The 21420-nt window shown below is 68.3% G+C and carries 26 protein-coding genes; 13 read left to right on the top strand and 13 right to left on the bottom strand.

Features of this window, described 5'->3' with window-relative positions; translation table 11 throughout:
- Positions 1-28 precede the first annotated feature (28 nt).
- Positions 29-1864 (top strand): translation elongation factor 4, encoded by a 1836-nt coding sequence (gene lepA, locus SK854_RS31105; RefSeq protein WP_319978692.1) that lies wholly within the window; start codon positions 29-31, stop codon positions 1862-1864.
- A gap of 75 nt (positions 1865-1939) precedes the next feature.
- On the opposite strand, the gene SK854_RS31100 is transcribed toward lepA, so the two are convergent.
- The 3 genes from SK854_RS31100 to SK854_RS31090 form a co-directional block, all read right to left on the bottom strand.
- A complete protein-coding gene (locus SK854_RS31100; protein WP_319978664.1) occupies positions 1940-2845 on the bottom strand; it encodes an AAA family ATPase in 906 nt (301 codons plus the stop codon).
- A gap of 96 nt (positions 2846-2941) precedes the next feature.
- On the bottom strand, positions 2942-3301 hold the full coding sequence (locus SK854_RS31095) for a PPOX class F420-dependent oxidoreductase (protein WP_319978663.1): 360 nt from the start codon (positions 3299-3301) through the stop codon (positions 2942-2944).
- On the bottom strand, positions 3298-3885 hold the full coding sequence (locus tag SK854_RS31090) for a dihydrofolate reductase family protein (RefSeq protein ID WP_319978662.1): 588 nt from the start codon (positions 3883-3885) through the stop codon (positions 3298-3300). The genes SK854_RS31095 and SK854_RS31090 overlap by 4 nt, the downstream gene beginning before the upstream one ends.
- 90 nt (positions 3886-3975) lie before the next feature.
- On the opposite strand from SK854_RS31090, the gene SK854_RS31085 reads away from it, so the two are divergent.
- Both SK854_RS31085 and SK854_RS31080 read left to right on the top strand, forming a co-directional pair.
- The gene (locus tag SK854_RS31085; RefSeq protein WP_319978661.1) at positions 3976-4437 is read left to right on the top strand and encodes a winged helix-turn-helix transcriptional regulator; all 462 of its coding nucleotides are present in this window, start codon (positions 3976-3978) and stop codon (positions 4435-4437) included.
- A gap of 37 nt (positions 4438-4474) precedes the next feature.
- Complete coding sequence (locus tag SK854_RS31080; protein ID WP_319978660.1) at positions 4475-5086, top strand: class I SAM-dependent methyltransferase; 612 nt, start codon at positions 4475-4477, stop codon at positions 5084-5086.
- Positions 5087-5139: 53 nt separating this feature from the next.
- Here the strand turns inward: SK854_RS31080 and SK854_RS31075 are convergent, their stop codons facing one another.
- Both SK854_RS31075 and SK854_RS31070 read right to left on the bottom strand, forming a co-directional pair.
- Entirely contained in the window at positions 5140-5367 is a 228-nt protein-coding gene (locus SK854_RS31075; RefSeq protein ID WP_319978659.1) for a hypothetical protein, read from the bottom strand.
- 73 nt (positions 5368-5440) lie between these two features.
- Complete coding sequence (locus SK854_RS31070; protein ID WP_319978658.1) at positions 5441-5872, bottom strand: phosphohydrolase; 432 nt, start codon at positions 5870-5872, stop codon at positions 5441-5443.
- Between the two features lie 97 nt (positions 5873-5969).
- Between SK854_RS31070 and SK854_RS31065 the strand changes: the two genes are divergently transcribed.
- The 4 genes from SK854_RS31065 to SK854_RS31050 all read left to right on the top strand — a co-directional run bounded on the left by SK854_RS31065 (position 5970) and on the right by SK854_RS31050 (position 11684).
- Positions 5970-7442: a chitinase gene (locus tag SK854_RS31065; protein WP_319978657.1), complete on the top strand. Its 1473-nt coding sequence runs from the start codon at positions 5970-5972 to the stop codon at positions 7440-7442.
- Between the two features lie 129 nt (positions 7443-7571).
- Positions 7572-8618, top strand: a complete 1047-nt coding sequence (locus SK854_RS31060) for an NAD(P)H-dependent flavin oxidoreductase (RefSeq protein ID WP_319978656.1) — start codon at positions 7572-7574, stop codon at positions 8616-8618.
- 10 nt (positions 8619-8628) lie between these two features.
- Positions 8629-10152 carry a DUF885 domain-containing protein gene (locus SK854_RS31055; RefSeq protein WP_319978655.1) on the top strand — a complete coding sequence of 508 codons (1524 nt, stop codon included), beginning with the start codon at positions 8629-8631 and terminating at the stop codon, positions 10150-10152.
- Positions 10152-11684, top strand: a complete 1533-nt coding sequence (locus tag SK854_RS31050; protein ID WP_319978654.1) for a DUF885 domain-containing protein — start codon at positions 10152-10154, stop codon at positions 11682-11684. Before SK854_RS31055 ends, SK854_RS31050 begins: the two co-directional genes overlap by 1 nt.
- On the opposite strand, the gene SK854_RS31045 is transcribed toward SK854_RS31050, so the two are convergent.
- Positions 11659-13077, bottom strand: a complete 1419-nt coding sequence (locus tag SK854_RS31045; protein ID WP_319978653.1) for an amino acid permease — start codon at positions 13075-13077, stop codon at positions 11659-11661. The two genes, SK854_RS31050 and SK854_RS31045, sit on opposite strands and share 26 nt — an antisense overlap.
- Positions 13078-13146: 69 nt before the next feature.
- Positions 13147-14115 (bottom strand): zinc-binding dehydrogenase, encoded by a 969-nt coding sequence (locus SK854_RS31040; RefSeq protein ID WP_319978652.1) that lies wholly within the window; start codon positions 14113-14115, stop codon positions 13147-13149.
- A 79-nt stretch (positions 14116-14194) separates the two neighbouring features.
- On the opposite strand from SK854_RS31040, the gene SK854_RS31035 reads away from it, so the two are divergent.
- The 4 genes from SK854_RS31035 to SK854_RS31020 are packed head-to-tail and all read left to right on the top strand — an operon-like array spanning position 14195 to position 15573.
- The gene (locus SK854_RS31035; RefSeq protein ID WP_319978651.1) at positions 14195-14407 is read left to right on the top strand and encodes a hypothetical protein; all 213 of its coding nucleotides are present in this window, start codon (positions 14195-14197) and stop codon (positions 14405-14407) included.
- The gene (locus tag SK854_RS31030) at positions 14404-14853 is read left to right on the top strand and encodes a ribonuclease domain-containing protein (RefSeq protein WP_319978650.1); all 450 of its coding nucleotides are present in this window, start codon (positions 14404-14406) and stop codon (positions 14851-14853) included. Before SK854_RS31035 ends, SK854_RS31030 begins: the two co-directional genes overlap by 4 nt.
- Positions 14850-15113, top strand: coding sequence for a barstar family protein (locus SK854_RS31025; RefSeq protein ID WP_319978648.1), 264 nt, complete (start codon positions 14850-14852; stop codon positions 15111-15113). The genes SK854_RS31030 and SK854_RS31025 overlap by 4 nt, the downstream gene beginning before the upstream one ends.
- Before the next feature lie 43 nt (positions 15114-15156).
- On the top strand, positions 15157-15573 hold the full coding sequence (locus SK854_RS31020; RefSeq protein WP_319978647.1) for a hypothetical protein: 417 nt from the start codon (positions 15157-15159) through the stop codon (positions 15571-15573).
- A gap of 4 nt (positions 15574-15577) precedes the next feature.
- Here the strand turns inward: SK854_RS31020 and SK854_RS31015 are convergent, their stop codons facing one another.
- Positions 15578-16345, bottom strand: a complete 768-nt coding sequence (locus SK854_RS31015) for an enoyl-CoA hydratase family protein (protein ID WP_319978646.1) — start codon at positions 16343-16345, stop codon at positions 15578-15580.
- Positions 16346-16407: 62 nt separating this feature from the next.
- Between SK854_RS31015 and SK854_RS31010 the strand changes: the two genes are divergently transcribed.
- The gene (locus tag SK854_RS31010) at positions 16408-17022 is read left to right on the top strand and encodes a DJ-1/PfpI family protein (protein ID WP_319978645.1); all 615 of its coding nucleotides are present in this window, start codon (positions 16408-16410) and stop codon (positions 17020-17022) included.
- Positions 17009-17461, top strand: a complete 453-nt coding sequence (locus SK854_RS31005; RefSeq protein WP_319978644.1) for a MarR family winged helix-turn-helix transcriptional regulator — start codon at positions 17009-17011, stop codon at positions 17459-17461. Before SK854_RS31010 ends, SK854_RS31005 begins: the two co-directional genes overlap by 14 nt.
- Positions 17462-17491: 30 nt before the next feature.
- Here the strand turns inward: SK854_RS31005 and SK854_RS31000 are convergent, their stop codons facing one another.
- From SK854_RS31000 to SK854_RS30980, 5 genes are all read right to left on the bottom strand, one after another.
- Positions 17492-18106 (bottom strand): cyclase, encoded by a 615-nt coding sequence (locus SK854_RS31000; RefSeq protein WP_319978643.1) that lies wholly within the window; start codon positions 18104-18106, stop codon positions 17492-17494.
- Positions 18107-18269: 163 nt separating this feature from the next.
- Positions 18270-18899, bottom strand: coding sequence for a hypothetical protein (locus SK854_RS30995; RefSeq protein WP_319978642.1), 630 nt, complete (start codon positions 18897-18899; stop codon positions 18270-18272).
- A gap of 173 nt (positions 18900-19072) precedes the next feature.
- On the bottom strand, positions 19073-19768 hold the full coding sequence (locus tag SK854_RS30990) for a sirohydrochlorin chelatase (protein ID WP_319978641.1): 696 nt from the start codon (positions 19766-19768) through the stop codon (positions 19073-19075).
- Positions 19765-20637, bottom strand: coding sequence for an ABC transporter permease (locus SK854_RS30985; protein ID WP_319978640.1), 873 nt, complete (start codon positions 20635-20637; stop codon positions 19765-19767). The genes SK854_RS30990 and SK854_RS30985 overlap by 4 nt, the downstream gene beginning before the upstream one ends.
- On the bottom strand, positions 20621-21397 hold the full coding sequence (locus SK854_RS30980) for an ABC transporter ATP-binding protein (protein ID WP_319978639.1): 777 nt from the start codon (positions 21395-21397) through the stop codon (positions 20621-20623). The genes SK854_RS30985 and SK854_RS30980 overlap by 17 nt, the downstream gene beginning before the upstream one ends.
- Positions 21398-21420 lie beyond the last annotated feature (23 nt).

Genomic DNA, 21420 nt, shown 5'->3' with positions numbered 1-21420 from the left:
CCCGTCCGATTTCCTGTTGAGGACTGCCTTGACCTCGTTCGCCGACACGACCTTCACGCCGCCGGAGCTCATCCGGAACTTCTGCATCATCGCGCACATCGACCACGGCAAGTCGACGCTGGCCGACCGCATGCTGCAGCTCACCGGCGTGGTCGACGCGCGGGCGATGCGGGCGCAGTACCTCGACCGCATGGACATCGAGCGTGAGCGCGGCATCACCATCAAGGCGCAGAACGTGCGCCTGCCGTGGCAGCTCGACGGGCAGGACCACGTCCTGCACATGATCGACACGCCTGGGCACGTCGACTTCACCTACGAGGTGTCCCGCGCACTGGAGGCCTGTGAGGGCGCCGTGCTGCTGGTCGACGCCGCGCAGGGCATCGAGGCGCAGACGCTGGCGAACCTGTACCTGGCGATGGAGAACGACCTCACCATCATCCCGGTGCTGAACAAGATCGATCTGCCCGCCGCGGACCCGGACAAGTACGCGAAGGAGATCGCGCACATCACCGGCTGTGAGCCGGACGAGGTGCTGCGCGTCTCGGCGAAGACCGGTCTCGGCGTCGGCGCGCTGCTCGACGAGGTCGTGAAGAAGGTGCCGGCGCCCGTCGGCAGCGACGACGCCCCGGCCCGCGCGATGATCTTCGACTCGGTCTACGACACCTACCGCGGCGTCGTCACCTACATCCGCGTCGTCGACGGCAAGATCACGCCGCGCGAGCGCATCAAGATGATGTCGACCGGTGCGACCCACGAGATCCTCGAGGTCGGCATCGTCTCGCCGGAGCCCAAGCCGTCGCAGGGCCTCGGCGTCGGCGAGGTGGGCTACCTGATCACCGGCGTGAAGGACGTGCGCCAGTCCAAGGTCGGCGACACCGTCACGTCGGAGCGCAAGGGCGCCACGGAGCCGCTGGCCGGCTACCGCGAGCCCCGCCCGATGGTCTACTCCGGCCTGTACCCGGTCGACGGCTCGGACTACCCGGAGCTGCGCGAGGCGCTGGACAAGCTCCAGCTCAACGACGCTGCTCTGACCTACGAGCCGGAGACCTCCGCCGCGCTGGGCTTCGGCTTCCGCTGCGGCTTCCTCGGCCTGCTGCACCTGGAGATCACCCGCGACCGCCTGGAGCGCGAGTACGGTCTCGACCTCATCTCCACGGCCCCGAACGTCGTGTACCGCGTGGTGATGGAGGACGGCGCCGAGATCGTCGTGACGAACCCGTCCGACTGGCCGGAGGGCAAGCGCGCCGAGGTCTACGAGCCCATCACGAAGTGCACCATCATCGCGCCGTCCGACTACATCGGCCCGATCATGGAGCTCTGCCAGTCCAAGCGCGGCCAGCTCGGCGGCATGGACTACCTGTCCGAGGACCGCGTCGAGCTGCGCTACACGATGCCGCTCGGCGAGATCATCTTCGACTTCTTCGACTCCCTGAAGTCGCGCACCCGCGGTTACGCGTCGCTGGACTACGAAGAGTCCGGCGAGCAGGACGCGGAGCTCGTCAAGGTCGACATCCTGCTGCAGGGTGAGACGGTCGACGCGTTCAGCGCGATCGTGCACAAGGACTACGCCTACGCGTACGGCACGCGCATGGCGACCCGTCTGCGTGAGCTCATCCCCAGGCAGCAGTTCGAGGTGCCGATCCAGGCCGCGATCGGTGCCCGCGTGATCGCCCGCGAGACGATCCGCGCCATCCGCAAGGACGTGCTGGCCAAGTGCTACGGCGGTGACATCACCCGTAAGCGCAAGCTGCTGGAGAAGCAGAAGGAAGGCAAGAAGCGCATGAAGATGGTCGGCCGCGTCGAGGTGCCCCAGGAGGCCTTCGTCGCCGCGCTGTCCACTGATGAGCCGAAGGGCAAGAAGTAGGTTCGTCGCGTGCTGGAAGCCGGATCCGCTTGGCGGGTCCGGCTTTCGGCTGTTCGAGCAACTGGTTCACGGGCGTCAGGCGGTGATGTGCCGTACGACCGCGGCAAGGGACCGCTCGCTTGGTTGAACGGTGTCCACTGAGAGCGCCTCCCCGTGCCAGGACGGAAAGCTCGCCAGTCGCTGCCGCACGTCGGACCAGTCGCCGGCGTCGTGCCAGCCGGGGATTTCGCGGCTGCGGCCTTCGAGCCTGCCACGGTGGACTTGCGGGTCTGAGCACCGGCACACGACCACACGGAACTCCGCACCGGTCCGGCGGGCCAGGCTGCGCCAGCGGTCCCTGGTCGCGACCCGTTCGGTGGGGTGATCGAGGATGACGGACTGTCCGGCGGCGAGCTGCCGCAGAGCGAGCGTGGTCAGCACCTCTTCGGCGATGGCCAGTGAAGCCTCGAAATGGCGACCGCCGAACGGGGTCAGCGCGCCGAGCAGCCAGTCCGTGGCGAAGACCGGGATCCCCAGCTCGGCACCCGCGGCGTCGGCCAGGGTGCTCTTTCCGCTGCCGGGCACCCCGGAGAACACGACCAGCCGGGCATCCGTGGCGGCGGCAGGCAGGTCGTAGTCGGTGAAATCGGCCGGCAACCTCGGTGTCAGGTCGGTCGGCACCAGTCCGGCAACCCACGTGGAGGCGATTCGATGCGGCCGTGCGGCCTCGACGACGCAGGAAACGACATCAACGGTGCCATCGTGACGGCGGATCCGCGCCCGCGCGGTGGTCTCGCCGACGTCGAGACCGACCACGACGACCGGCGCGTAGTGGGCAGCTCGACCACGGGTGACCTCGACGTACCTCTCGGGCGTGACGACGGCGGTGAACGCGGCCGCGAGCACGTCGGACGCGTCAGCTCCCCAGCCGGGTTTCCCGTCCAGGCCGTCGAGAATCCATTCCAGCCGCTCCAGGGCAGGACTGGCCGCGAAACGGTGCACTGTTCCCCCAGGGCAAGGTGGTCGAGGCGCGCCGATCAAGCCTAGCGAGGGCTGCCCGGAGACAGGCCGGACGTTCGCTCACGACTGAAAGAGAGCTCAGGAGGCTGCGATGAGCACGACGACCCGTTCTTCGTCGCGCGAGTAGGGCCCACCGATGTACTTCCGGGCGATCGCGTCGATGATCTCCCACGCCGCGTCCCCTTCGAGCCACTCCACGACCCGGCCGCGCAGGACGACCGGCTGGAACGGGTTGTCCGGCGGTGTCAGGGAAATCGCCACGCGCGGGTCACGGCGCAGGTTGCGGGCCTTCTGGGACCCAGGCCCGGTGAGGATCGCGATGTGGTCGCCGTGCGTGCCGATCCACAGCGGCACCGAGTGAGGCGCGCCGTCGGGCAGGAGCGTGGCGAGGTGGGCGATCGGGGTGCCGTCGAGCACCGTGCGGACGTCCGCGTTCATCGCTGCACCTCGTAACGGAGGTGGGTCACGCCGGGGGCAGGGGTGGCGTCGATCAGGGTGAGGCGCACGTGCTTCGGGAGTTCCTGGAAGAACGGGCGGCCGCCGCCCAGCAGGATCGGCACCTGGTGCAGCACGACCTCGTCGACCAGTCCCGCCTGGAGTGCCGCGTTCAGCACGCCGCCGCCCATCAGGCCGACGTCCTTGCCGTCAGCGAGTTCCAGGGCCTTGGCGATCGCGTCCTCGATGGACATGGCCGGCGTCTGGCGGTCGGTCAGGTCCGCGGCTCGATGGGAGAGCAGGACGAGCTTGGCGTTCGGGTGCGGGCTGCCGCCGCCGAAGCTCTCGGAGTCGTCGAAGGTGTTGCGGCCGGCGACCACGGCGCCGACGCGTCCGGCGTGGAAGTCGAAGACCTTCGCGCTCGGCTCGCTCAGCTTGAAGCCGCCGAACTCCTGGCTCTCCACGGAGCCGTTGAAGTACCAGTCGAACAGCATGCCGCCGTCGCCGAGGCCCTGACCCGGACGAGGGTCGTGGCCGGTGATGTACCCGTCGACCGACACCGAGTGGGCGCTGATCACCTTGCTCATCTCGTGCTCCCTTGGAGTTCCTTTAAGAGACTCCAAGACCGTAGCAGGCTGGAGTTCCTTAAGGGAACCCCGAGTTGCTAGAGTGGTGACATGCAGCGGACGAGCTTCAGCGGGATGGCGTGTTCGATCGCGCGCACGCTCGACGTCATCGGGGAGCCGTGGTCGCCGCTGATCCTGCGCGACGTGTGGGTCGGGATGAACCGGTTCGAGCAGCTCCAGGCCGATCTCGGGATCTCGCGCAAGGTGCTGACCGAGCGACTGAATCACCTTGTGGAGCAAGGAGTTCTGGAGCGCCGGCCGTACGACCAGCGGCCGCGCTACGAGTACGTGCTCACGATCAAGGGCACCGAGCTCATCGACCTGCTCATGGTCATGAAGGGCTGGGGTGACCGGTGGCTCGCGGGCGAGGCGGGGCCGCCGGTGCTCTACCGGCATCACGCCTGTGGGGAGATCGCGGACGTCGAACTGCGGTGCGACCACTGTGGTGAGCCGATGCGGGCCGGTGACGTCGACCTGCTGCCCGGCCCCGGCGTTGCCGGATCAGCAACGTAGTTTGCCAATCCGGCACGAACGGGAGCATCGTCGGAGCATGACGACCGCACAGGAGTTCTGGGAGACCTTCTACTCGGAGCGGGACCAGGTCTGGTCCGGCAAGCCGAACCCGTTGCTGGTGCGCGAGGTCGAGCGGCTCACGCCCGGCAGCGCGCTCGACATCGGGTGCGCGGAAGGTGGTGACGCCGTCTGGCTCGCGAAGAGGGGCTGGCGGGTACTGGGCGTCGACGTGTCGCAGGTCGCGCTGGATCGGGCGCTGAAGCACGCGTACGACGCCGGCGTCGAGATCTCGGTGGAGCAGCACGATCTCAAGGCCACGTTCCCCGACGGCCTGTACGACCTGGTGAGCGCGCAGTTCCTGCACTCGCCGGTCGAGGAGGACGGGGAGCGCAACAGCATCCTGAAGCGGGCCTCGAAGGCGGTCGCGCCGGGCGGATACCTGGTCGTCGGCGGGCACGCGGGGGCGCCGTCGTGGTCCGAGCACCAGGACTACTACTTCCCGACGACGAAGGACGTGCTCGACCACCTCGCGCTGAAGGACAACTGGATCATCGTCACCGACGAGGTGGTGGAACGGCCGCTCGTCGGGCCGGACGGCCAGGAGGAGACGCGCAAGGACAACGTCCTGACCCTCAAGAGGTTGTTCTAGAAACGCGAAGGCCACCCTCGGCAACGTTGCCGGGGTGGCCCCAGGGTGACTCGTCAGGCGGACCGCAGAAGGCGGTCCATCGCCTGCCGGTTGATGATCGAACGGAGCTCGCCGGTCTCCTCCGCGCTGTGGCGCGACAGGATGGCGTCCAGTTCGAGGCGGTCGCTCTCGGTGGTGTAGCTGGCCAACTGCCGTTCGAGGCTCCGGCGCGAGAAGCGAGCTTCACGGCGCGAGGCCAGGCTCGAACGCAGGGACTTCACGGACAGGTCGTGGCGGGTCATCGTGTCCTTCCAATCTTGGTTACGATTCGATAATACACCCTGTTCAAGCGACCTGTACCGATGAAGAAGCGAGTTAGCTCACGTACTCCGCGAGCAACCCGAGGGCGCGCGCGTACTTGGTCTTCAAACGATCTTGTGTGGCGGGATCCAGGCGGGCCATGCGAGCGGGGGAGAGGTTGTCGCTGATGTCCGCGCGCTTCACGGAGAGTGCCAACGGGTTCGCGGCGACGCGGCGGAGGTAGTCCTCCTGCGGCTCCTCCGGGAGATGCGACAGGGCCACGACGGCGTCGACCACGACATCGGGGCAGCCGCGCGCGAGGAGATCGTCCGCGGTGACCGGGGTGTCCTCGATGACGTCGTGCAGGACGGCGGCCATCTGCTCCTGCTCGCCCGTCATCGACGCCATGACCCGCAGCGGGTGGCCGATGTACGGCCGGCCCGCCTTGTCGACCTGGCCGTCGTGGGCGGCGGTGGCGATCGTGATGGCGTCTTCGAGGGTGAACACGCCCTCAAGTTAAACCAGGGCTTGACCGAACGCAGTGGTCTAGTCCATTTTTAGTCCACTCACAACATGGCCGCCGCATGATGTGTGGAGGTGGACCATGTCCAAGACCAGACGAGCAGCTGTAGCGCTGCTGTCCGCGCTGTTCGCTTGTGCCGGTCTGGTGTTGGTGATCAACGGAAGCGCTGCCGCCGCGAACCTCGCGGCCAACAGCGGCTTCGAGGCCGGCAACCTGAGCGGCTGGACCTGCACCGAGGGCACGAGCGTCACCAACAGCACGAAGCGCACCGGCACGTACGCCCTGCAGGGCGCACCCGCCGGACAGAGCAACGCGCGGTGCCAGCAAACCGTGACGGTGCAACCGAACACGGCTTACAAGCTGTCCGCGTGGGTGCAGGGCAGCTACGTCTACCTCGGCGTCACCGGTGGCGTGGAGAAGAACACCTGGACGCCCGGCACGAGCGGGTTCTCGCAGCTGACCGTGGACTTCACCACCGGCAGCGCCACCAGCGTCACCATCTACCTGCACGGCTGGTACGGCCAGCCCGCGTACTACGCCGACGACGTCAACCTCGACGGCCCCGGCACGCCGCCGACGACCACGAGCACCACGACGTCGACCACCACCACTACGACGACGACCACGACGACCACCACCACGACCAGCAACCCGCCGAACACCGGTCTGCCGAAGCACGTCCTGACGGGCTACTGGCAGAACTTCTACAACGGTGCGCGCGCTCTGAAGCTGGCGGACGTTCCCACCACCTACGACATCATCGCGGTCTCGTTCGCCGACGCCACGGCGGTGCAGGGCCAGGTCGCGTTCAACCTCGACCCCGGCCTGAGCAGCCAGCTCGGTGGCTACACCGACGCGCAGTTCCGCGCGGACATCAAGACCGTGCAGAACCGCGGTCAGAAGGTGATCATCTCCGTCGGCGGTGAGAAGGGCACGATCAGCGTCGGCAACTCCACGGCGGCGACCAACTTCTCCAACAGCGTCAAGAGCCTGATCTCCAGCTACGGCTTCAACGGCGTCGACATCGACCTGGAGAACGGCGTCAACGCCCAGTACATGGGTCAGGCGCTGCGGGCCATCCACGCCGGCGGCGGCACCGTCATCACCATGGCGCCGCAGACGATCGACATGCAGAACGTCAACGCGGAGTACTTCAAGCTGGCGCTGGCCACCAAGGACATCCTGACCATCGTCAACATGCAGTACTACAACTCCGGCTCGATGCTCGGCTGTGACCAGCAGGTCTACAGCCAGGGCACGGTCAACTTCCTGACCGCGCTCGCGTGCATCCAGTTGCAGAGCGGCCTGCGCGCCGACCAGGTTGGCCTCGGCCTGCCCGCGTCGCCGTCCGGTGCCGGTGGCGGTTACCAGTCGCCGTCCAACGTCAACAACGCGCTCAGCTGTCTCGCCCGCGGCACCAACTGCGGGACGTTCAAGCCGAGCACGACCTGGCCGTCCATCCGCGGCGCCATGACGTGGTCGATCAACTGGGACGCCTCGAACAACTGGCAGTTCGCGAACACCGTTGCCCCTCATCTGGACTCCCTGCCCTAGATGATGGAACCGTCGGCGTCACGTCCACAGTGGACGTGACGCCGACGTCCGTTCGGACCAGTCCTTGCGTCATCAAGGACACAGGGCTTCACCAGGCATTTGCCGGCCGATCCAACTAGGTTGTCTTCCATGTTCCACACGCTGGCCGTGCCTGTGATCGCCGCGCCGATGGCAGGTGGCCCCTCCACCCCCGAACTGGTCGCCGCGGTCAACGAGGCAGGCGGGTTCGGGTTCCTCGCGGCCGGGTACGTCACCGTCGAGCAGCTCGCGGAGAAGATCACACGCACGAGCGAGCTCACCGCGAAGCCGTTCGGGGTCAACCTCTTCGTGCCTGGAACACGGCCTACCAGCGACATCTCGTCCTACGTGCGTCGCGTCACGGCCTGCGCCGAGAAGGTCGGCGCCGCGCTCGGCGATCCCCGCTGGGACGACGACAACTACGCGGCGAAGCTCGAACTCGTGCTGGCGCTGCGGGTTCCGGTGGTGTCGTTCACCTTCGGCCTGCCCGACGCCGACGACGTCCAGCGGCTCAAGGCGGCGGGCTCCACGATCGTCGTGACGGTCACCACCCCGAGCGAGGCGAGGCAGGCCCGGCAGATCGGCGCCGACGTCCTGTGCGTGCAGGGCTCGGACGCGGGCGGCCACCGCGGCACGTTCGCCGACGACGGCATCTCGCCCGGCGGCGGTGAGCTGTACGGCACCCTCGCGGCGATCAGGCTGGTGAAGAGCACCGTCGACCTGCCGGTGATCGCGACCGGTGGTCTCGTCAGCGGCGCCGACGTCGCCGCCGTGCTGGCCGCGGGTGCGGTCGCGGCGCAGCTCGGCACCGCTTTCCTGGGCTGTCCGGAGGCGGGAACCAATGCGACGCAACGAGAAGCGCTCGCCGAAGGAGCCCGGCGCACGGCGCTCACGCGGGCGTTCAGCGGGCGGCCCGCGCGAGGGCTCGTGAACCGGTTCCTGATCGAGCACGGCCCGCACGCTCCCGCCGCGTACCCGAACGTCCACCACTTGACGCGACCAGTGCGCGCGACCGGTGAGGTGGAGGTCATGTCGCTGTGGGCGGGCACCACGTATCCCCTCGCGACGGCCGAACCGGCGGGCGCGGTCGTGAGGCGAATCGGCGCGGAGCTGACCGAAACGATCAAATCCCTGGCTCAGCGGTTCTCTCGCGGCTAAGAAGGAGAGCGTGACCTCGCTCTCCGATGAGATGTTCCACGCTCTGATGGACTGGAACCCGCTGTTCGCCACGCTCGTCGGTGTGCCGGGCTGGGACGACCGGCTCGAAGACCTCAGCGTCGACGGCCACCAGGCACTGCGGGCGCGGCTGACCGGCATCCTCGAGCGCCTCGACGACAGCGACGAGGACCAGGTCTCGCGGGACGTGATCCGGCACCAGGCCGAGTCGATCATCACCCGCGTCGACGCGCGGCTGGTCGAGCACACGGTGTCGCGAGGGGCCAACGCGCCGGTCGCGGGTCTGCTCAGGGCCGCCTCCCAGGTGGACTTCTCGCAGCGGCTGCACCTCGTTCCGCGCTTCCTGGAACAGGCGCAGCGACGGTTGCTCGACACCGACCGCACACCGTTGCGCCGGCACGTGGAGAACGGCGCGGCCTACGTCGAACGGTTCCTCGCCTCTCCCCGTCAGCAGTGGGAGGGCGACGCGGACCTGCGTCCGGCGTTCGCCCGGTACCGCGAGGTCCTGCTCGGCCTGCCGGGACGGGACGACGAGCAGGCCGGTCTCTGCTGGCTGCCCAACGGCGAGGAGAACTACCGCAAGCTCGTTCACGACTACACGACCGCTCCCTACAGTCCCGCCGAACTGCATCGGCTCGGGCTCGACCTGATCGCGTCGCTGCGGGACGAGTACGCGGAGATCGGTTCGCGGGTGTGGGGCATCTCGGACGTGCCGGAGATCTTCCGGCGGCTGCGCACGGATCTGTTGTGGGACAACGAGGACGAGATGCTCGTCAGCGCGGTCGACGCCGTCGCGCGGGCCGAGGCCGAGACGCCGAACTGGTTCGGGCGGTTGCCGAAGGCGCGCTGCGAGATCAGGTTCGTGCCGGAGGTCGACCGCCACAACGCCGCGTTCGCGTACTACGAGGACGCCGCGCTCGACGGGTCTCGTCCCGGCACGTACTTCGTGAACCCGTTGAACGCCACCGGACGCAGCCGCACGGTGTCCGAGGTGACGGCGTTCCACGAGGCCATTCCCGGCCACCACTTCCAGCTCTCGATCGCCGCCGAGACCGAGCTGTCGAACGTGCGCAAGTTCGCGTTCATCGAGTCCTACCTCGAAGGATGGGGCCTCTACACCGAGCGCCTGGCCGACGAGATGGGCCTGTACTCGTCTGACGAGGCCCGCCTGGGCATGCTGGGGCTCGACGCGATGCGCGCCGGCCGGCTCGTGGTCGACACGGGCCTGCACGCGCTCGGATGGCCCCGGCAGCAGGCCGTCGACTACTTGCGCGAGAACACCGCGATGGACGACGCGGAGATCAACTCCGAGGTCGACCGGTACATCGAGGCACCGGGCCAGGCGCTCGCGTACATGGTGGGACGCCTGGAGATCCAGCGTGTGCGCGAGGAGGCCCGGTCCGCGATGGGCGATCGGTTCGACATCAGGGCGTTCCACGATCTCGTGCTGGAGAACGGCATAGTGCCGTTGCCCACGCTCGGCAAACTTGTCTCCGACTGGTCTGGGAGGGCCTGATGTCACTCGCTGATGAGATGTTCCAGGCGATGATGGACTACTCGCCGCTGCGGGCCACGATGCTGGGGGTGCCGGGCTGGGAGGACAAGCTCGAGGACCTGAGCGCGGACGGCGAGCGCGTGATCAGGGATCGGATCGCCGGCATCCTGGACAAGGCCGAGACGGACGACACCGAGGACCCCGTCACGCTCGCGGTCATCAAGCAACAGGGCAAGGCGATCGTCGACCGCATCGACGCCAGGCTGATCGAGCACACCGTCGCCACCGGACTGAGCGCGCCGGTCAACGGCCTGCTCATGATCTCGTCGCGACTCGACGTGTCCGGGCGCGTCGACCAGTTCGCGCGCTACATCGGACAGGCGGGGGAGCGGGTCCGCGACTCCGACCGCCGGCCGTTGCGCCGCCACCTCGAGGTCGGGGCGAAGCGCATGGAGAGCGTGCTGGCCGCGCCGGTGCAGGAGTGGGAGGGCGAGCACTCCGCCGAGATCCGCACGGCCATCGCCGGGTTCCGCGACGTGCTGACGTCGATCGAGGACGGCCGCTCCGACGACCAGCCGGGCCTGTGCTGGTTGCCGGACGGCGAGCAGAACTACACGAAGCTCGCCCGCAACTACACGACGACCACCCGCACTCCCGACGAGCTGCACCGGCTGGGTCTCGACCTGATCGCGTCGCTGCGGGAGGAGTACGCGGAGATCGGCTCGCGGTTGTGGGGCACGAAGGACGTGCCGGAGATCTTCCACCGGTTGCGCACGGAACTGCTGTGGGACAACGAAGAACAGATGATCGAGAACGCCCTGGAGGCGATCGCGCGGGCGGAGGCGGAGGCGCCGAACTGGTTCGGCCGCATGCCCACGGCCGCCTGCCAGGTGCGCGCCGTCGAGGAGGCGGAACGGCCGACGTCGGCGATCGCGTTCTACCAGCCGGGGCTGCCGGACGGGTCACGTCCTGGCACGTACTGGCTGAACCCCTTGGGCGCCACCGAACGCAGCCGCACGCTGTCCGAGGTGACGGCGTTCCACGAGGCCGTACCGGGCCACCACTACCAGTTCTCGATCGCGTCCGAACTCGACCTGCCCAACATGCGCAAGTTCGCGTTCATCGAGGCGTACCTGGAGGGCTGGGGCCTCTACACCGAGCGCCTCGCGGACGAAATGGGTCTCTACTCGTCGGACGAGCAGCGCGTCGGCATGCTGGGTCTCGACGCGATGCGCGCTGGCCGGTTGGTGGTCGACACGGGCATCCACGCGTTCGGCTGGACGCGGCAGCAGGCCGTCGACTACCTGCGCGAGAACACCGTGATGCCGGAGCCGGAGATCAACGCCGAGATCGACCGGTACATCGAGTCGCCCGGCCAGGCGCTCGCGTACATGGTGGGGCGACTGGAGATCCAGCGCGTGCGGGCCGAGGCCGAGACGAAGATGGGCGACCGGTTCGACGTCCGCGCGTTCCACGACCTGGTGGTGGGGAGCGGCGCGGTGCCGCTCTCCGCCCTCGACCAGATCGTCACCGCTTGGGCTGACGCTCCATGACGGAGTGCCGCTTCGAGTAGGTGAAGTAGATGATCAGGCCGATCACGAACCAGATCGCGAACCGCAGCCAGGTCTCCGGGTTGAGGAACGTGATCAGCCAGATCGAGAAGATCACGCCGATGATCGGCACCACGGGCATGCCCGGCGTCCTGAACGTGCGCGGGAGGTCGGGCTGCATGTAGCGCAACACGATCACGGCGATGCACACGACGACGAACGCCAGCAGGATGCCGATGTTGGTGAGCTCGGCGGCCTCCGCGATCGGCAGGAAACCGGCGATGAGCGCCGACGCGATGCCCAGCACCCAGGTGATGCGCGACGGCACGTGCTTCACCGGGTGCGTCTTCGCGAACCACTGGGGCAGCAGGCCGTCGCGGCTCATCGAGTAGCCGACGCGGGCCGCGCCCAGCAGGAACGTGAAGAGCACCGTCGTGATGCCGAGGATCGCGCCGACGCTGATGATGATGCCCAGCGCGGGCAGGCCGACGTCGGCGAACGCCGTGGCGAACGCGGACTCCGCGTCGACGTCCTTGTAGTTCACCATTCCGGTCAGCACCAGGCAGGCCAGCACGTACAGCACCATCGACACCGCGAGCGAGTAGATGATCGCCTTCGGCATGTGCTTCTGGGAGTCCTTCGACTCCTCGGCCGCCGTCGACATGGCGTCGTAGCCGAACACCGCGAAGAACACCGTCGCCGCACCCGTGAGCGCACCCGAGATGCCGAACGGGAAGAACGGGTTGTAGTTGTCGGTGTTGATGTGGAACGCGCCGACGATCACGACCAGGGCCACGACCGCGACCTTCAGGTACACCAACGTGGTCTCGAACCGCGCCGCGTTCTTCATGCCCGTGTTCAGCACGTACGCGATCAGCAGGCACAGCACCACCGCGAACAGGTTGACCTTGTAACTGCCCGCGGCGACGTCACCTGTCTCCGTGCCCGGCGCGCCCAGCATCCACTGCGGTAGGTGGATGTCGAGCAACGACAGCAGTTCGGTGAAGTAGCCCGAGATGCCGATCGCCACCACCGCCACGATCGCCGTGTACTCCAGCAGCAGGTCCCAGCCGATGAACCAGCCGACGATCTCGCCGAGCACCGCGTAGCCGTAGGTGTAGGCGCTGCCGGCCTTCGGGATCATGCCCGCGAACTCCGCGTACGAGAACGCCGCCGCCGCGCTCGCGACACCCGCGATGAGGAACGAGACCAGCACCGCCGGTCCTGCCGTCTTGTTCGCGACGGCGCCCGCGAGCGAGAAGATGCCCGCGCCGATGATGCCGCCGATGCCGATCGCCGTGAGCTGCCACAGGCCCAGTGTTCTGGTGAGCCCGTCGCCCTTGTCCTCGGCGATCTGGTCTATGGGCTTGCGCCTGAAAACGCCCTGTGTGGTCATGGAGACCACTGTCACGCGGTTCGTCCGAACCCGCTGGGCAGAAGGGCGTTTTCAGGCGTCTTGCGCCTTTTACGGGCGGGTGAAGACGATCTTGCCCGCGGTGTCGCCGTCGAGCATCGCCTGCAGGCCCTGCTCGGCGTCCTCGAACTTCAGCTCGGCGCCGATCTGGGGCTTGAGGTCGTTGAGGGCGCAGAACCGGATCAGGTCGCCCAGCTCCTCGCGCGTACCCATGGTCGAGCCGACCACGCGCAGCTGCAGGAAGAACAGTCGCTGGAGCTCGGCCGCGGAGGCGTCGCCGGACGTCGCGCCGGAGATCACCACGATGCCGCCGGGCTTCAGCGCCTTCATCGAGTGCGACCAGGTGGCCTTGCCGACGGTCTCGAACACCGCGTCGACCCGTTCGGGCAGCCTGGCGCCGGATTCGAACGTGTCGTGGGCGCCGAGGGTGGTCGCCAGCGCGCGCTTCTCCTCGCTGCGGCCCGTGACCCACACGCGGAAGCCCGCGGCGCGGCCGAGTTGGATCAGCGCGGTCGAGACACCGCCCGACGCACCCTGCACGAGCATCGTCTGGCCGGGGCGCAGGCCGGACTTCACGAACAGCATCCGGTACGCCGTCAGCCATGCCGTGCCCATGCAGGCGGCCTCGGCGAACGTGAGGTCCGCGGGCTTGGGCAGCGCGTTGTTGGCCGGCACCGTGACGTAGTCGGCGAACGTGCCCTGGTGCTTCTCGGTGAGCAGCGTGCGCTTCGGGTCGAGCGTCTCCTCGCCGGACCAGTTCGGGTCGCCGATGACGGAGTGCAGCACCACCTCGGTGCCGTCGTCGAGGACGCCGGCGCCGTCGCAGCCCAGGATCATCGGGAACTGCTCCGGCTTGATGCCGACCCCGCGCAACGTCCACAGGTCGTGCATGTTGAGGCTGGCCGCCTTGACCGCGACGCGCACCCACCCGGCGGGGACCTCGGGTTCGGGGCGCTCGCCCACGCGAAGCGAGGCCAGCGGGTTCTCGGGACTGGGTTCTGCTGCGTATACGGCGAACATGGTTCGCAACATACCCACCTGGATCGTGGCCAAATGCCGTGACACGGGTCACGGGACAGCAGACGCTAGGCTCGGGGGTGTGGACTGGCTGGTGCAGTGGTGGGACGGGGTCGAGCTGTGGGTCGTGCAGCTGCCCGTCGCCGTGCAGTTCCCCGTCGTGATGATCGTGGTGTTGCCCTTGTGCCTGGGCGTGGCGCGGCTGATCGACCGGGTCGCCGACTGGGGAGCGAACAATCCCGCGTCGGTCCCTGAGCCGGACCCGGAACCCGAATCGGAGAAGGTCGCAGCGTGAGTCCTGGTCGTCGCCTGACCGTCGCACTGGTCGGGCTCGTTGCCCTGGTCGTGGTCGGATGGTTCTTCAAGGACAACTCGTCCGGGCCGCCCACCCAGACCTCGAAGCCCGTGGTCACGAGCGCGGCGCAGGGCGAGACCGTGCCCGGCGCGAACTCCGGGCTGAACGTCGAGGCGCTGTCGAAGCTGCCCGCCGAGGCCGGCAAGACCTGGAAGCTGATCGAGGCGAAGGGTCCGTTCCCGTACCCGCGCAACGACGGCGTGACGTTCCAGAACCGGGAGAAGCGGCTGCCCGCCAAGGACTCCGGGTACTACAAGGAGTACACCGTGCCGACGCCGGGAAGTCCCGACCGAGGTGCGCGGCGCATCGTCACCGGTTCCGAAAAGGAAGTCTTCTACACCGGCGATCACTATTCGTCGTTCATCGTCGTGGACGTGAAGAAGTGAAACGGCACATTCTCGTTTCGGAAAAGTCCGCCGCCATCTCGGCCATTGCCGCCGCGCTCGACTTCCCCGAGTGGTTCGGGCAGAACCTCGACGCCCTGTACGACAGCCTGACCGATCTGTCCTGGCTGCCGGCGGGCGAGTACACGCTGATCGTGCCCGCGAACCTGGACTCCTCCGTTTCGGAAGTGCTGCGTGACGCTGCGAAACAGACCGCCGAATCAGGTGACCGAAAAGTGCGCGTGATTCGCACGGAACGGTGACTGGGGCTGCGGGTTCGGCGTCCGGAGTGGACAGTGCCATTCCATGGGAACGCAATTCCGCCGCTTGAGCTGTGCGCTCGGCGTCGTCGCGGTTGTTGGAGTGCTTTGTCCGGCGGTGTCGTTCGCCGGTGACCCCGACTGCTCGCAGGAGGGGCCCTTCTCGCCGTTCGAGACTCTCGACGGCGACAACCCCGTGACGATGCAGAACGGCCGTGTGGTCGAGCTGCGCGCGTCGAACAAGTCCAAGTGCGCGTGGGGCCGCATCTCGCACGGCACGCCCGGCGAGGAGATCTGGACGGACCGCAAGGACCCCTCGGCCAACGGGCACGAGGGGTTCCTCGGCTACACCAGGATCGACTCGGGGACCGCGAAGTACACCGAGGCGTTCAAGAACGACGGCAAGCTGATGCGCGCGTGCGGGTCCTCGCAGGGCAGGATCGAGTGCACCGGCTGGTTCTAGGGCCCTAGTCCGCCGGCACCCAGGACGGCTTGCGCTTCTCCTTGAACGCCGTGATGCCCTCTTGGCCCTCGGGTCCGCCGAAGTGCTGGGCTGACAGCTTGAGCATGTCCGCGAAGACCTCGCCGAGATTCGTGGACCTCTCCTGCTGCAGCATCTCCTTGGTGGCCGCCAGCGCGTTGGGCGCGCCGAGCGCGAGCATGTCCGTGTAGCGGCGGACCTCCGCGTCGACGTCGTCGGTCGCGGCGTTGAGCAGGCCGATTTCCACCGCGCGCTTGGCGTCGAACGTCTCGCCGGTCAGGAACAGCTCGTGGGCCTGGCGGGGGAGCAGCCGCGGCAGCACCGTCACCGAGATGACGGCCGGCACGACGCCGATCCGGACCTCGCTGAACGCGAACGTGGCGTCGTTGGCGGCGATGGAGATGTCGCACGCCGCGACGATGCCGACGCCACCGGCGCGCGCCGGGCCGTTGAGGGCCGCGACGACCGGCTTCGGGCTGGTCCAGAGCTGTTCGAGGATCGCGGGGAACTCGTTGACGCCCTGGTCGCCCGCGCTCGCCCCGGCGGCCTCCTTGAGGTCCATGCCGGAACAGAACACGGAGCCCGTGTGGGTCAGCACGACCACGCGCACGCCGTCGTCCTTCGCCGCTGTGCTCAGGTGCTCCTTGAGCTCCCGGCGCAGCTGCGACGACAGCGCGTTGCGGTTGTGGGGGGAGTCCAGCGTGATCGTCGCGATGCCACGCCGCACCTCGTGGTGGACCAGCTCATCTGCCATGAGGCTGACCTTAGCCGCGGTGGTGTTTGACAGGATGCTGTCACTTATGACAGTCTACTGTCATGACACAGACGGTGTACCTCGTTCTGGCCGACAAGCTCGCGGACTGGGAGTACGGCCACGTGGCCGCGCAGGTCAGCCTGCAGCAGTTCCAGCAGCAGCCGGGGCGGTACGAGATTCGGACGGTCGGGCTGACCACGGACCCGATCCGCACTGTCGGCGGGGTGCGGATGCTGCCCGACGTCGCGATCGAGGACGTTTCGCTGGACGACGCGGCGATGCTCGTGCTGCCGGGCGGCGACGGCTGGGAGACCGGTGAGCTGGCGGCGTTCGGGAAGCTCGCGCGGCGGTTCCGCGAGGCGGGCAAGCCGATCGCGGCGATCTGCGGCGCGACGGTCGGGCTGGCGGCCGAGGGGTTGCTGGACGACGTGGCGCACACGTCGAACTTCCTTGAGGGGCTTGGTTCTTACGGCGGCGCGGCGCTGTACCGCGACGAGCGCGTGGTGCGCGCTGATGGTGTGATCACGGCCGGTGGCGCTTCAGCTTTGGAGTTCGCCCGCGAGGTGCTGGCGGAGCTGGAGACGTTCTCCCCTCGCACGTTGGAAGCCTGGTACGAGTTCAACCGCGACGACACGCCCGCGGCGTTCGGGAAGCTGGTGGCCAGTGTCCACGAGTGAGTCGGCGTCCAGGACCGAATCAGGTGACGTGCTGACCGACGTCGTGATGAGGACTTTCCGTTTGTACGGAGCGTTTCTCGACGCGGCCGAGGTGATGACGAAGCCGGTCGGCCTCACCGCGGCGTGGTGGCAGGTGCTCGGCGCGGTGCTGCGCGAGCCGTTGTCCGTCTCCGGGATCGCACGGGAGATGGGGCTGGCGCGGCAGTCCGTGCAGCGGATCGCGGACCTGTTGGTGGACAAGGGTTTGGCGGAGTACCTGCCGAACCCGGCGCACGCCCGCGCGAAGCTCGTGCGGCCCACCCCTGAGGGATATGCGGCTATCGAACGGTTGCGGGACGCGCAGCACGAGTGGGCCAACCGCGTCAGTGCGCAGGTCTCCTTGGAAGACCTGCGCACGACGCTCGCCACGATGACCGCGTTGGTCGCGGCTACTTCCTGATGCCCGGCAGGGGGTGGGGCATCGGGGTTTCTAGCCGATCGTGGTGGTGGTGAGCACGGGGTTGGGGTCCGGGTAGCCCTTCGCGGCGGCGTTGATCGGGAACCCGATGACCACGACGACCGCGGTGAAGGTGAGGCCCGGGGCGTCGTAGCTGGTGCCACCCAGCTTCGTGGTGATCGTCCCGGTGCCGCCGGCCTGCAGGTTGATCGTGACGGTCGGCAGTTCGAAGTCGGCGCCGCCCTTGATCGGACCGGGCACGGTCAGCACGACGTCGTTGCCCGACAGGGCGACCGTCGGCGTGCCACCCAGTCCGGAGCCGCCGGACAGCGACGCGGACTGGAACTTCGAGTTGGCCGGCACCGGCAACCGGAGCGCGAGACCCTTGATCTCCCGCACCTGCCGCCCGCCGGCCTCGGTCGGAATCTTGTTGGGAGCGGGGTCGACGGTGACCGCGACCGTGCCGTTGGGTGCGACGGTCGCGGGCGCCGACGCGTCGACGCCCTGGTCGAGTGTGAAGTCCGACGACTGCCCGGCGGCACTCGCCCGGAGCTTGTAGGTGATCGTCTGCGGAGCGGCTGCGGACGCGTTGGCGGCGAACATCAGCATCGGTACCAGTGCGGCTGCGGCAATTCCGGCTAGCTTCATGGCCTCTCCCCGTTGAGTGGACGAGGGACACTTCCAGCACACGGCGTAGTCAACTGACTACTCATGAGTAGGTTTCACGTCAACAGTTCACACTTCACATCGCCCGAACGGCGCTGCGCATTCGATCTTGTGGCGGCGGCCGAAAGTGGCGCCGCGGTGCGGGTCAGCGCCGGGTCGAGGTGCTGTGGCCCAGTGCGCCGATCGCCGTCAGCACGAAGCCGGCGAAGAAGAGACCGAAGCCCAGGCCCAGGTTCGGGCCACCGACGCTCGGGGGCGTGGGCTGCCGGGGGAAGTTCGGCGTCTCGAGCGACCCGAACTCGGGTGACAGCTGGTCGGCCGGGAAGCCAGGGGGCATCGGCTGGTTCGGGAAGCCGGGTGGCATGGGCTGGTTCGGGAAGCCGGGCGGCAGTTGGCCGTCCTGGAAGTCGGGTGGCACGTCGCCGAACGTGACCGCCGTCGGGAAGGCAGGCGTCAGGCGTCTGGCCGGCTCGGGCGCGCCCGAGGGACCCAGGACGCCGAACAGGATCACGCCGAAGCCCGCGATCGCCAGGAGGGCGCCCGTCCACACGAACGCCTTGACCCACGAGGGCGCGCCGGACAGGTCGCGGTAGCCGCGGCGGGAACGGCGTCGGGAGTGCCTGAAGCCGTCGTCGAAGTCCACGGTGTCGGGGTGGCTGAGATCCGCGAGATCGTCGGCACTGCCGTCGAAGATGCCGTCCCGGACGCTGCTGTCATTGGAAACGCTGCTGTCATTGGAAACGCTGCTGTCATTGGACTGGTGTGAGTCGTCCACGTCGCCCCCCGGTGCCGTTGCGGGAATTGGTACCACGTCAGGGCTTCGTGCCGAGGTCGATTCGGCGGATCAAGCCGGCGGTGGCAGCCGGCCGCGGCTCATCGCCACCGTCACGGCCGCTCACGTGCACGGCCTGGCTGGGCGACGGTCGGATACCTGTCGGCGCAGAAGAACTAGGCGGCGACGGTCTGCCGCGCCAGGGCCAGGTCGTAGCGGTCGAGCACGAGCTGCGCGACCTCGACGTCGTCACCCAGGGGCCGCGCCACCACGGCGTCATCCGCGAGCCGCGCGACCTTGTCCGGCAGCAGTCCCGGAGCGAGGAACCACGACGACACGGCGATCCGCTTGGCGCCCTTCCTCCGCAGACGCTCGATCGCCTCGGGCACGGTCGGCGAGGCGATCGACGCGAACGCCGCCTCCACGCCGGCCCAGCCCGACTCGCGAGCCCAGCGCCGGGCCACGCGGGCCACGGCCTCGTTCGCCGGAGCGTGCGAGGAGCCGGCACCGGCGAGCACCACACCCAAAGACCTGTCGTTGAAGTCGACGCCCACTTCGGAAAGCCTCCGGAGCGCGGCCGACTCCAGTCGCGGATCCGGTCCCAGCACGTCCGTCACGATCGCCGGCACCCGAGACTCGGCGACGGCGGCCGGAACGTCGACGCGGGCGTGATAAGCCTTGCCCAGCAACAAAGGCACGACCACCGCGGGCTCGCGCAACACGTCGTGAAGCCGAGGCGCGCACAGGTCGAGGAAGCAGCCGCGCACGTCCAGCTCGGGCCTCAACGACCGCACCACGTCCAGCAGAGCGTGGATCGATGCGGCCGAGCGGGGATCCCGACTGCCGTGCGCTACGGCGACAAGCGGAGTCACAGCGCCCCCGTCAGACCACGAGCCCGCAGCACGGCGCGCTCCAGCGGACGGAACAGCAGCAGCTCGATCCCGATGCCCACCAACAGGATCAGGAAGATCGCCGCGATCACCATGTTGATGTCGTTCAACGACGACCCGTTGTGCAGGTACTGGCCAAGGCCGACGCCGAGCTGGGGCGAGGTCGCGATGATCTCCGCGGCCATCAGCGACCGCCACGAGAACGCCCAGCCCTGCTTCAGCCCGGCCAGATATCCAGGCAGAGCCGCCGGAAGCAGGATGTGCCGAGCCGAAGCCAGTCGTCCCGCGCCCAACGCGCGTCCCACCCGAGGCAGCAGCGGTGGAATCTGGTCGATACCGGCCACCAACCCGTTGGCGATCGACGGCACCGAGCCCATCAGCACCACGAAGTAGATCGTGGACGGCGTGACGCCGAACCACAGGATCGCGGCCGGAACCCAGGCGACGGAGGGGAGCGACTGCAGACCGGTCAGCAACGACCCGATCGCCGCCCGCACCACCCGCACCTTGGCGACCAGCAGGCCCAGCGGCGTGGCGATCAGCACCGCCGCGAGGAACCCGAGCACCGCGCGGTGCAACGAGGTCCACAGGATGCCGAACGCCTCGCCGGTGGAGATCGAGCGGACGAGCTCGTTCCACACGTTGACCGGGGCGGGCAGCTGGAACTCCGGCAGCAGAGCCGAGGCCCAGAGTCCCTGCCACACGCCCAAAAGCAGTGCGAACGCGATGATCGGTGGCACGCCGGTCTTCAGGAAACGCTGCCACCGCGACGCTCTGTACGCCTCGACGGGCGCGTCCAGAGCGTCGAGGCCGGCGCCGACCTTGTCGAGCGTGTCAGGAGGCGTGGCCACTGATGACCTCTCGCAGATGAGTGTTGATCTCGTCCAGAACCTCGTCACGCGAGTCCGTCACGTCCCACTCGCGCACGACGCGGCCGGGACGGGACGACAGCAGCACCACCCGCTGGCCGAGGCGCACGGCCTCGCGCACGTCGTGCGTCACGAAGATGATCGCGGTGTTCGTGGTCTCCCACACCCGGATCAGCTCGGCCTGCAGCACGTCGCGCGTGATGGCGTCGAGCGCGGCGAACGGCTCGTCCATCAGCAGCAGGGCGGGAGCCCCGTCGGCGGACACGGTGGTGGAAGCCAGTGCGCGAGCCAGTGCCACGCGCTGACGCATACCACCGGAAAGCTCGTGTGGACGCTTGTCCGCGACGTCGCCGAGCCGCACCAGTTCGAGCAGTTCCTGAGCGCGACGCCTGCGCGCCAGGCGGCCGACACCGGCGAACCGCAGCGCCAGTTCGACGTTGCGCGACGCCGTCAGCCACGGCATCAGAGCGGGTTCCTGGAACATCACGGCAGGGCGCGACGTGTTGAGCTCCAGCGAGCCCGACGTGGCGCCGTCCAGGCCGGCGACGATGTTGAGCAGCGTGCTCTTGCCGCAGCCGGACGCGCCGAGAAGGCACACGAACTCACCGGGCTTGACCTTGAGATCAACCCCGTCGAGCGCCACCACGGCCGAGTTGCCGTGGCCGAAAACCTTGCGGATGCCGGACAGTTCGACAGCGGTATCCACAGTGGACAGAGAAGTGGTTTCGAGTGTGGCGGTCATGGTCGTGTGCCTTCCCCTCAACG

The sequence above is a fragment of the Lentzea sokolovensis genome, assembly GCF_033949975.1.
In the GTDB taxonomy this organism is placed as follows: domain Bacteria; phylum Actinomycetota; class Actinomycetes; order Mycobacteriales; family Pseudonocardiaceae; genus Lentzea; species Lentzea sokolovensis.
The sequence above is the reverse complement of the archived record's forward strand: the minus strand, read 5'-3'. Positions and strand labels throughout refer to the sequence as shown.